General features: G+C 53.1%; 7 protein-coding genes. 1 reads left to right on the top strand and 6 read right to left on the bottom strand.

Going from position 1 to position 8,632, the window contains the following annotated elements; genetic code table 11:
* Positions 1-1,794: hypothetical protein (locus IBT47_RS04210; protein WP_200559351.1), on the bottom strand; the 1,794-nt coding region annotated here is incomplete at its 3' end.
* Positions 1,795-2,161: 367 nt separating this feature from the next.
* Here IBT47_RS04210 and IBT47_RS04205 point away from each other — a divergent pair.
* Complete coding sequence (locus tag IBT47_RS04205) at positions 2,162-3,148, top strand: aldo/keto reductase (RefSeq protein ID WP_200559349.1); 987 nt, start codon at positions 2,162-2,164, stop codon at positions 3,146-3,148.
* Between the two features lie 62 nt (positions 3,149-3,210).
* Here the strand turns inward: IBT47_RS04205 and IBT47_RS04200 are convergent, their stop codons facing one another.
* The 5 genes from IBT47_RS04200 to ptsJ all read right to left on the bottom strand — a co-directional run bounded on the left by IBT47_RS04200 (position 3,211) and on the right by ptsJ (position 8,579).
* Positions 3,211-4,023: a Cof-type HAD-IIB family hydrolase gene (locus tag IBT47_RS04200; RefSeq protein WP_200559347.1), complete on the bottom strand. Its 813-nt coding sequence runs from the start codon at positions 4,021-4,023 to the stop codon at positions 3,211-3,213.
* Positions 4,024-4,093: 70 nt separating this feature from the next.
* Complete coding sequence (locus tag IBT47_RS04195) at positions 4,094-5,248, bottom strand: MFS transporter (RefSeq protein WP_200559345.1); 1,155 nt, start codon at positions 5,246-5,248, stop codon at positions 4,094-4,096.
* 121 nt (positions 5,249-5,369) lie between these two features.
* On the bottom strand, positions 5,370-6,368 hold the full coding sequence (locus IBT47_RS04190) for an ROK family protein (protein WP_105591706.1): 999 nt from the start codon (positions 6,366-6,368) through the stop codon (positions 5,370-5,372).
* Positions 6,369-6,488: 120 nt separating this feature from the next.
* Complete coding sequence (locus IBT47_RS04185) at positions 6,489-7,214, bottom strand: type 1 glutamine amidotransferase (RefSeq protein ID WP_200559343.1); 726 nt, start codon at positions 7,212-7,214, stop codon at positions 6,489-6,491.
* 36 nt (positions 7,215-7,250) lie between these two features.
* Positions 7,251-8,579 (bottom strand): transcriptional regulator PtsJ, encoded by a 1,329-nt coding sequence (gene ptsJ, locus IBT47_RS04180; protein WP_200559329.1) that lies wholly within the window; start codon positions 8,577-8,579, stop codon positions 7,251-7,253.
* Positions 8,580-8,632: the final 53 nt, after the last annotated feature.

Here is an 8,632-nt window from a genome sequence, read left to right as displayed (position 1 = left end):
CTGAATAGCGCCGTCTTTGTGTGAACCAAAGCGGTTAATAAGTTCACGATAACCCTGACGTTCCTCTTCTCCCTTAGATGCAATAGCCAGGTTAAACATCGCCCGCGCAACCTGCAACTGAATGTCATTGTCTGTATATGCACCATAGCGTTCGATAACCTCGCGATAACCCTGACGCTCATCTTCTCCTTTAGATTGAAGAGCCAGATTGAACATCGCCCGGGCAACCTGTAACTGAATAGCATCGTCTTCGTGTGAACCAAATCGGTTGATCAGTTCCCGATAACCCTGACACTTTTCTTCGCCTTCAGCTTCAAGAGCCAGGTTGTACATCGCCCGGGCAACCTGTACCTGAATAGCATCGTCTTTATGTGAACCAAATCGCTTGATCAGTTCCCGATAACCCTGACACTTTTCTTCGCCTTCAGTTTCAAGGGCCAGGTTGAACATCGACCGGGCAACCCGTAGCTGAATAGCGCCGTCTTTGTGTGAACCAAAGCGGTTAATAAGTTCACGATAACCCTGACGTTCCTCTTCTCCCTTAGATGCAAGAGCCAGGTTATACATCGACCGGGCAACCTGTAACTGAACAGCATCGTTTTTATGTGAACCAAAGCGATTGATAAGTTCCTGATAAATCTGACGCTTTTCTTCGCCTTCAGCTTCAAATGCCAGGTTGTACATCGACCGGGCAACCTGTAACTGAATAGCATCGTCTTTGTGTGAACCAAAGCGATTGATAAGTACCCGATAACCCTGACGCTTTTCTTCGCCTTCAGCTTCAAAAGCCAGGTTAAACATCGCCCGGGCAACCTGTAACTGAATAGCATCGTCTTCGTGTGAACCAAAGCACTCAATTAACTCACGATAACCCTGTCGTTCTTCCTCGTCTTCACTACCGGCAGCCAGGTTGAACATTGCGCTGGCAACGCGTATTTGAACAGCGCTGTCTTCATGTAAGCCATATTTTTCAATAAGTTCGCGATATCCCTGCCGTTGTTTTTCGCCTTCAGCATCGGATACAGAGTTAAACATCTGAATGACAATATCAACATCCGAAGCACCCGCGCTATCACTGCCAGTTTCACTTTCCGATCTGTCTGCACTCTCCCCGCGAGGGAAATACTCATCTTTATTTTTAACTTGATTATTAACTGCAGCATTAGACCCATCAAAAGAGGAGGTTGTTCTCGATGCTTCATTTGATACCCCATTGTCATTTGATGATGAATCTTTATTCTTTATTTCAGAAATCAGATGAACGCGATTTATTTCTAACGCTATCCTTTTAATATAAACATCTTCATTGTCACTCATCCATTTTTTTGCTGATTCGTTTAAAAGATCGTTATTTTCATTAATGTACTTTTCAGCCATCTTTTTGAATTCATCAAGCATCTTACTGTTTTTAAGATATCTATCCACAGTTAATATAACGATGGAAATAGTTAACACCGCTGTTAAGAAACTGATTAAACCCAGACACCACGACACATAACTGTACATTCCATTTATGCTCGCCTCATTTTTCAACGTTAACTTACTGGCATCATCAAAAGCAGCGTTGTTTTTAGAGACAATCAAATTTAATTCGTTATTTTTTGCTGTGAGGTTATCAACTTCATCTCTCAGCAAAGACAGTTGCTTATGTATTTCATAACTCTCATTGTTCAAATATTCTTTTTTCTCTGCTGGGCTTACATTACTACCGTCATTTTCAACTCCATGTGAAAAAGGAATATTTAATAAATTAACAAACAAAATCAGAAAGATATATTTCTTTAATTTTAGCATGCACCCCACCATAGAAATAACATAAAAAGAATACGTAACATTAAAAGTATTAATATACTACCTCTTATCATCGTAACTAACATAGCGTTTTTTAGGCTAAGTGCATATTACCCCACGCATTCTGATGTCTCTGACATCTATTTCTTCGATACGCTTCGCCCCTTTTTATCAACTTATCGAGCCGCAAGCGGCGCGGTGGTTTCCTGTTTATAATGAATACTACTAACTGCTTGAGTGAACTCCATTCATCTTTTACCACGAGAGATCCCGGCGGGTAAACGCTAAGCTCCTTCACACACCCAATTTTGTACCCGGCTTGCCGAGTTGCAGCCGCCCTTTTCAGTCAATAACGGTAAGGAATAACAAGATGAAACACAGAACGCTGGGAAAAACCGGCCAGAAGGTGTCGGAAATTGGTTTTGGTGCCTGGGCGATTGGCGGAACCTGGGGTGAAGTCAGCGTTGAAGACGCGGAAGAAGCGCTGAATGCCGCACTGGATGCCGGGATCGACTTTATTGATACCGCCGATGTTTACGGCGACGGGCGTTCGGAAAAAATCATCGCCAGCGTGCTGAACCAGCGCGGCGGCGAACGCCCGTTTATCGCCACCAAGCTCGGCCGCCGGCTTTCTCCGCATCAGGCTTCCGGCTATACCGAAAAAAACCTCAACGAGTTTGTTGACCGCTCACGGGTTAATCTGCAAATGGATACGCTGGATCTGGTGCAGCTGCACTGCCCGCCGACGGAAATTTACTACACGCCGGAAGTTTTTACCGTGATGGATGAGATGATTGCCGCCGGGAAAATACGCAGCTATGGCGTGTCGGTTGAAAAAGTCGAAGAGGGTCTGAAGGCGCTGGAATACCCAAACGTTGCCTCTATTCAGCTGATTTATAACATCTTCCGGCAGCGCCCTGCCGAACTGCTGCTGCGGGAAGCGAAGCGACGTGACGTTGGCATCATCGCCCGCGTGCCGCTGGCTTCCGGTTTGTTGACCGGTAAAATGAACGCCGCCACCGCATTTGCCGCCGACGATCACCGGGCATTTAACCGCAATGGTGAAGCCTTCGATAAAGGGGAAACGTTCTCCGGCGTGCCTTATGAGGTGGCGCTGGATGCCGTAGAGGACATCCGCCGTTTCATTACCGGTGACGTGACGATGGCGATGTTTGCTCTGCGCTGGATACTGATGAATGAAGATGTCACCGTGGTGATCCCAGGCTCTAAAAACAGAGCACAGTCACAGGCTAACGCCCAGGCGAGCGGCGTCGACGCGCTGTCAGAGGAAACCATGGCCGCGCTGAAGCAGCTTTACCAGGAAAAAATCGCACCGTGGGTGCATCAACGCTGGTAGCGTGAGGTTATCAAATCTCAGATTGGTGAAACGGGAGCATTGCGGCTCCCGTATTTTCACCTTCAGGCGTTAAACGGCGCATGCCCCAGCAGCATGTCATCAATGACCGCTAAAACCCCCTCTTCATCGTTAGCCGGTGCCGCATAGCACGCAGCCTCTTTCGCTGCCGGTGAACCGTTCGCCATAGCAAAGCCAAATCCGGCATGTCTCAGCATTTCCAGATCGTTGCCGCCGTCGCCAAAGGCCAGCACTTCGTTATCCGCAACGCCGTAAATTTGCTGGATACGGCGGATGCCGTTCGCTTTATGATTGCCGGGGATAATCAGGTCAACGGAGCCGTGGCCGCTGGAGACCGGCGTGACGATATCCCCCACCTCTTCAGCAATCCGCGCCATCAGCGCGCTGACGTCATCCTCAACGTAGCTGAGCGCGAATTTAAACACGGTGTCGTCAATCTGGTCATAGCTGTCGATTTTCTCCAGCATATGGTAGTAAACCCGCATCTCATTGAAGAACGCCTCGCCGGCGCTGGCCAGCATCCAGGCCCATTTCCGGCCGCAGACCAGGAAGTTCACGCCCTCAATGCGGCTTATCACTTCGATCACGCGTTTAACCTCGGCCTCCGGCAGGCTTCCGCAATAGATTTCCCGCTGCTTATCAACAATATAGGCACCGTTTTCCGCCACGTAGGCCAGCTCGGCATCAATATCGGGAAAGAAGCTTTTCAGCTGGTAGTACTGATTGCCGCTGGCAACCACGAATTTGATATCTCGCTCTTTAAGCTGCTGGTACTGTTCTGCAAAGCGCTGACGCGCATAATCCCCCTGACTGTTTAGGAAAGTTCCATCCATATCCACGGCCACAAGCTTAATCATTTTATCTCCCTGCAATTTAAAAAAAGCCGGTACGAAAGACCCGGCCGGCACGTTGCCACTCAGGTAATCGTTAATATTTCAGTTTCAGGGCGCCCAGCACGATAATCAGGAAACTCAGAGCCACCAGCGAAAACGCCACATAAAGATTGGAAAGATGCGCCACCCAGCCAATCAGCGCCGGTCCGCCCAGCACGCCGAAGTAACCCAGTGTGGCCACCATCGCTACCGAACGGTTAACCGGCATCACTTTTTCCTGACCCGCCAGGGTAATCAGCACCGGGACAATATTCGCCGCGCCAATGCCGACCAGCGCGAAGCCAAACAGCGACATCGCCCAGCCGTCAGTCAACACCGTCAGCAGATAGCCAACGATACCCAGCACACCGCCGATTATCAGCACCCGCTTGCGGCCCAGCGCGGTGACGACCACATCGCCGGTCAGACGCATCAGAGACATAGCGATAGCAAACGCTGCAAAGCCCCACCCGGCGTGTTCAACCGCCATGCCGCGCTCCTGGGTGATAAAAATACCGCTCCAGTCGAGGATGGCACCTTCGGCCATAAAGCAAATCATCGCCATAACCGCCATCAATACCAGGCGGAAATTAGGCCGCGCTTTACCGCCTTCAGACTGCTCCTCCTCCCCACCGGTCGGCAGCAGTGACGACAGGAAGCCCAGCGTCACCAGTACCACCAGCGCCACGGTGCAGAGCGCGGCCCCCAGCGGCGAGAAGCCGGACCCCAGCAGCAGCGCCCCACCGCCCGCCCCGGCAATTCCGCCAACGCTCCACAGGCAGTGGAAGCCTGACATCAACGGCTTATTTGCCGCCTGCTCAACCAGCGTACCCTGAACGTTCATCGCCACATCGGTCAGGCCGACGCCCATGCCGAAAATCAACAGGCTCAGCGCCAGCAGACGGATATCGCTGAATACCGCCAGTAAAGGCAGCGTCAGGCAATACAGCAGCACCCCGGCGACGATCACCGCGCGGCAACCCAGCCGCCCGATAATCCGCCCGGAAGCCAGCATCGCAATCAGCGAACCGCCCCCGAGGCACAGCAGCAGCAACCCCAGATCCCCGGCTTCGGCCCCCGTACGCAGCTGCGCATAGGGAACCAGCGCCGCCCACAGACCCATTGCCATCCCGGTGACAAGAAATATTGCCCGCGTGGAGGCCCGACGTGCGGAGCTGTCCACCCCCACCATCGTGTTTTGCATCGACATAATCAGAGGTTCCTTCGTTTGTGATTATACTTATTAAAAGTCTTTTAATAACTCGGTATTATTACGATGGCGAAAAAAATGTCAATCGGGGAACGGGAAATTATCGGAAAGAAATGCGGCGTTACTCCGCGTACAAACGATGGTAGTTGTACTGTTGCAGGGTGCGATCGGCAATGCCCTGCAGATAGTCCTGGCGAATGGAGTCACGGTAAATCAGTTCAGGCAGATGTTTTTCCGGAACGTACCGCAGACAGATTTCTCTCATCTCCGGCAGATGGTCAGCGCGAATATTATCCCCCGCCACCGCGACGGTACGCGGGTTAATCAGCGCCGTCAGCGAAACCAGGGTTTTGGCCATGCCTTCCACCAGCGGCGGTTCGCCTTCGACGTTAAACGGCAGATGCAGCACCTCACCGGCAAAATTACTGACGCCGGTCAGCACTTTGCCATCAATCACCATGCCGCAGCCGGGGTAGTGAACATCGGGTTTATAGAGATAGGCTACCGGTGCACTGACGCCCGCACAGCTGCTGCGGTAAAAGCCCCATACCGTGTAGTTCAGATCGTTGCCCGCCTGGGTAAAGCAGCCGGTTTGCCGCGCGGTGCGCGCTGCAATCGGCAACCCGCTAAACAGCGAGATATCACAGTATCCCACCACATCGTCCACCACCACGCCGGGCAGCCCGATGCCAATGACCCGCACGCCGGGATACTTCGCCAGCAGAGAGGCAATCAGGGTGTCGAAGGTTTCCACCATCAGCGGCAGAAACGGCATCTCTCCCTGATCCAGCAGATTGCCGGTGGCCGAACTGACCGCCCACACCAGTTCAGCACGGGCATCGCTTCCCGCCGCGTACAGGCTCAGGACGGAGAAAAAATCCGGATTGCAGGCATAACGTTGTGCCGGGCGACCACCGCGCGATGCTTCAAACTCCAGCGCCAGCACCTCTCCGGTAAGGGTCAGCTCATTGAGTACCGCCCCGCAGGTAGCGCTGCTCAATCCGGTTTGCTGCGCCAGCTCGCCCTTGGTTGCCGTGCCAAGGGATTTCAGCATGCCGATCACCAGCGCGATATTGCTCTTTTTCATTTCACGGGTGGTGCGGCTGAGCGGCGTATTCATTTTTTCTCTTCGGCTGTAGCGGGTAACGGCAGTAATTTAACACAGATGGCCGCGTTCCGGGCTGCGCTTCGCCCGGGGCGGGAGAATCTGCCCGGTATTTATCCAAACCGGGCGGGTGTATCAGGCTTTCACTGTTGTATAACGCTCGGCCAGCTTATCGAGGAAGGTGTACAGCACCTGGTTCATCGCCCGGTAGTCATGGGCGCGCAGCTCATCCGGTGTATTCACAAAACGAAATTCAGCCGCGCGGCTGAGATCGTTTTCAGAGTGGGCAATGAGCAATTCAACCACTTCGGGCGTCAGTTCCATATGGCACTGGAAGCCGAAGACGCGATCGGAATAGGCCACAATCTGTCGCGGGCACCCTTCGCTGTAGGCGATGATGCGCGCATCGGGCGTCAGGCCCGGCATATCGTTATGCCAGTGCCCGACTTCCAGCGTCTGGCCGAAATGTGAAAACAGCGTATCCTCCGCTGCGGCATCGGTCAGGAAGATAGGGAACTTGCCGATCTCTTTTTCCGGGCTGTGGGCAAACGGCGCACTCAGCGCTTCGCCAATCAGCTGCGAACCGAGACAGATACCGATAACCGCTTTGCCCGCTTTGATAGCCGACGCAATCAGCACCTGTTCACCTTTGGAATCAAAGTGCGGGCACGCTTCGGGTGTGGTTGCCGGGTCCTGCGGGCCGCCCATCACGATCAGAAAATCAATATCGGTGACGGCCTTCGGTAGCGGATCGCCGGCGTAGACCCGGGAAAAGGTCACATCATGGCCACGCTCTCTGGCCCAGGTTTCATAAGCGCCCGGGGCTTCAAAACTTTCATGTACGATGAAATGTACGCGCATTGCAGGTAACTCCGTTGATCGTTATACAGGCCCGTTTCAGGCCAGCTGAGGGATAAAAGTCTGGCGCGATGCAGAGAGGATCGCTGCCAGAGACTGCGCAATCTGTTCGGTTTCCGCCGGGTTAAGATCGGAGACGGTAATCCGCAGACCGCTACTGCTACCGCCGAGCGCAAAGGAATCCCCGCCCCTGACCAGCCATCCACGCTGAGCCAGCTGCATGACAATGGCCGATGTGTCACCAACAAGCGGAACCCAGATATTCAGTCCGTCATGCTGTGACGAAATAGTGACACCGTAACGTTTTAATGCCGTCACTAATCCTTCCCGCTGCTGCTGATAGCGCTGGCGCGCTTGCTCAATCGTCTGGCGGAACTGTGGCGACGTTATGGATGCGCCGGCCAGGTCCTGAAGAATATGACTGACCCAGTTGGTGCCGGTATTAAGCCGCTGCCGCAGGCGGGCGGAGGTCTCTCCATCGCTGGCGACGAAAGCCAGCCGAAAATCAGGCCCGAGAAATTTCGACGTCGAGCGGATCAGCACCCAGTTTTGCGTATTAAGCGGAATAACATGATGATAATCCTGCGTGGAAAGCAGAGAAAAATGGTCGTCCACGATCACCAGCACCTGCGGATAGCTTTCCAGCAGGGTACGGATCTGTGCGGCTCTGCCAGAACTCAAGCCGTAACCGGTAGGATTGTGTGCGCGCGGGGTAATAATGACCGCCTTCACGCCGGTTTCCAGCTGGCTAGCCAGCGCTTCAGGCTGCATTCCCTCAGTATCGACCGGCACCGGGCAAACCTGCAGGCGGTTATGTTTCAGCGTGCTGATACTGCTGAGAAAGCAGGGATCTTCCACCGCCACCCTATCGCCGGCAATCAGCCAGGTTGCCAGCACGCGCTCTACCGCATCGACCGCACCGCTGGTCAGATTCAGTTCGAAGTGGGTTGATAAGTCAGCCTGTAACCATTCACGCCCTGCCTCTTCCAGTTCAGGGCGAATAGTGGCTTCACCGTAAAGGCTTGGCGAACTGCGGATAAAGGTCACGAAGTCGTGAAGTTTTGGCAGAACGTCGGGGGAAGGATTACCGCTGGCAAGATCCTTTAAAGTCAGGCCGGCGGTGCTCCCCTCCAGCTCAACGTCAGATACGGCGTCGCGAATAATGGTGCCGTTACGCCCCTGCGAGAGCGCAAAACCCGCATCAGTTAGCCGTTTATAAGCCAGTGCAACCGTATTGCGATTGACCCCCAGCTCATTTGCCAGCTCCCGGACGGAAGGAAGCAGCATTCCCGGTGTCAGCTCGCGGGCATGTACCAGAGATCGAATGCTGTCGAAAATTTCACCTGCTGTTTTACCGTTTATCTTCATTGAACTGTGACAAAATTAAGTTTAGCCTAGGACAATGTTAATTCACTGCCGAT

Origin of the sequence: Erwinia sp. S43, from assembly GCF_016624745.1 — a bacterium.
Taxonomy (GTDB): domain Bacteria; phylum Pseudomonadota; class Gammaproteobacteria; order Enterobacterales; family Enterobacteriaceae; genus Erwinia; species Erwinia coffeiphila.
The sequence above is the reverse complement of the archived record's forward strand: the minus strand, read 5'-3'. Positions and strand labels throughout refer to the sequence as shown.

Excerpts from the sequence above, each read along its gene's own strand:
- IBT47_RS04205 (WP_200559349.1), top strand. The coding sequence starts at position 2,162 with ATGAAACACAGAACGCTGGGAAAAACCGGCCAGAAGGTGTCGGAAATT.
- IBT47_RS04200 (WP_200559347.1), bottom strand. The coding sequence starts at position 4,023 with ATGATTAAGCTTGTGGCCGTGGATATGGATGGAACTTTCCTAAACAGT.
- IBT47_RS04195 (WP_200559345.1), bottom strand. The coding sequence starts at position 5,248 with ATGTCGATGCAAAACACGATGGTGGGGGTGGACAGCTCCGCACGTCGG.
- IBT47_RS04190 (WP_105591706.1), bottom strand. The coding sequence starts at position 6,368 with ATGAATACGCCGCTCAGCCGCACCACCCGTGAAATGAAAAAGAGCAAT.
- IBT47_RS04185 (WP_200559343.1), bottom strand. The coding sequence starts at position 7,214 with ATGCGCGTACATTTCATCGTACATGAAAGTTTTGAAGCCCCGGGCGCT.
- ptsJ (WP_200559329.1), bottom strand. The coding sequence starts at position 8,579 with ATGAAGATAAACGGTAAAACAGCAGGTGAAATTTTCGACAGCATTCGA.